General features: G+C 62.2%; 1 protein-coding gene. It reads left to right on the top strand.

What is annotated here, in order from left to right:
* The first annotated feature begins 11 nt into the window (after positions 1–11).
* Positions 12–1,412 (top strand): cytochrome P450, encoded by a 1,401-nt coding sequence (locus ACW9H9_RS00725; protein ID WP_457340954.1) that lies wholly within the window; start codon positions 12–14, stop codon positions 1,410–1,412.
* Positions 1,413–1,419 lie beyond the last annotated feature (7 nt).

Here is a 1,419-nt window from a genome sequence, read left to right as displayed (position 1 = left end):
GGTCAATGGATATGAAAACGCTCAAGGATCTACCTAAACGTCGCGGCCTGCCGTTGCTGGGCAACTTGCACCAGTTGGACAAGACCGCGTTGCACCTGTCGCTGGAGCAATGGGCGCGGGACTTTCATCACGAGCCGTTTCGCTTGCAAATGGCCAATATGCATTTTGTGGTGTTCAGCAATCCCGAGCAGGTGCGTTACATCCTCAAGCACCGGCCTTCGAAGTTCCGGCGCATGAAAGAGATGGCCAAGCTGTTCGACGAGGTGGGCTTCAGCAGCCTGTTCACCGACGAGGGCGAGGCGTGGAAGCGGCAGCGGCGCTTGATCATGCCGGCGTTTTCCAAGCGCAGCCTGGTGGCCTTCACCCCGCAGATCGCCCAGACCGCCTTGAAACTGCGCGATCGCTTGCGGGCCAGCGCGGGCGAGGCGCTGGATGTGCGCGACGATTTGCGCAGGTTCTCGGTGGACGTGAGCTGCCTGCTGGTGTTCGGTTTTGACCTCAAGAGCCTGGAAAACAACGACAGCCAGTCGCTGCACACCTTTCATGATGTGGTCAACACCATCAACAAGCGCATGCAGGCGGTGGTGCCGTACTGGCGCGTGGTGAAGTTGCCGTCGGACCACCGCTTCGACCGCTCCATGGACGACCTCAAGAACATGGTGATCGGCATCGCCCGCGACACCCGCGAGCGCATGCAGCGCCAGGAAGACATGGGCGCCCACTGCGTGCTGCACACCATGCTTGAAGCGGTGGACGCCGAAGACAGCGCACTCACCGACGACGAGCTGTTCGCCAACATGATGATTCTGATCCTGGGCAGCGAAGGCACCACGGCGGCGATGCTCGCCTGGCTGTGTTACTTCCTGGGCCAGGACCCGGTGCTGCAAGCCAAGCTGCGCCGTGAAGTGGCGCACCTGGACCTGGAGCAACTCGACTATCACACCCTGGCCGATCTGCCGCTGACGGAGGCGGTGATCGAGGAAACCTTCCGGATCAAGTCCACGGTGCCTGCGCTGTTGCTCGAAGCGCTGGAAGACACGGTGGTCGATGACATCGAACTGGCGCAGGGCACCAAGATCTTTGCCCTGACCCGGGTCGACGGCTTGAAAGACCTGGAGCAAGACTCGGTGTTTGACGTGGAGCGCTGGCTGGACGAGGAGCGGGCCAAGGAAGCGCGCTTGAAGCAATTCCCGTTTGGCCACGGCCCGCGCTCGTGCCCGGGCGCGCCGTTGGCCAACGTCGAGCTGAAAGTGGCCGTGGCGATGCTGGTCAAGTACTTCGACCTGGAGCTGATCGACAAGGACCAGGTCAAGGACGTGTTCACCACCTCGGCGGTGCCCGACAACCTGAAAATCCGCCTGCGCGCCCGTGCAGAGCAGGACGTGCCGGTGCCTCACGCCGAAACGGTGTGAGGGCAGG

This window comes from Pseudomonas sp. SDO5215_S409 (genome assembly GCF_054071325.1).
This window is presented reverse-complemented; position numbering and strand designations above follow the sequence as displayed.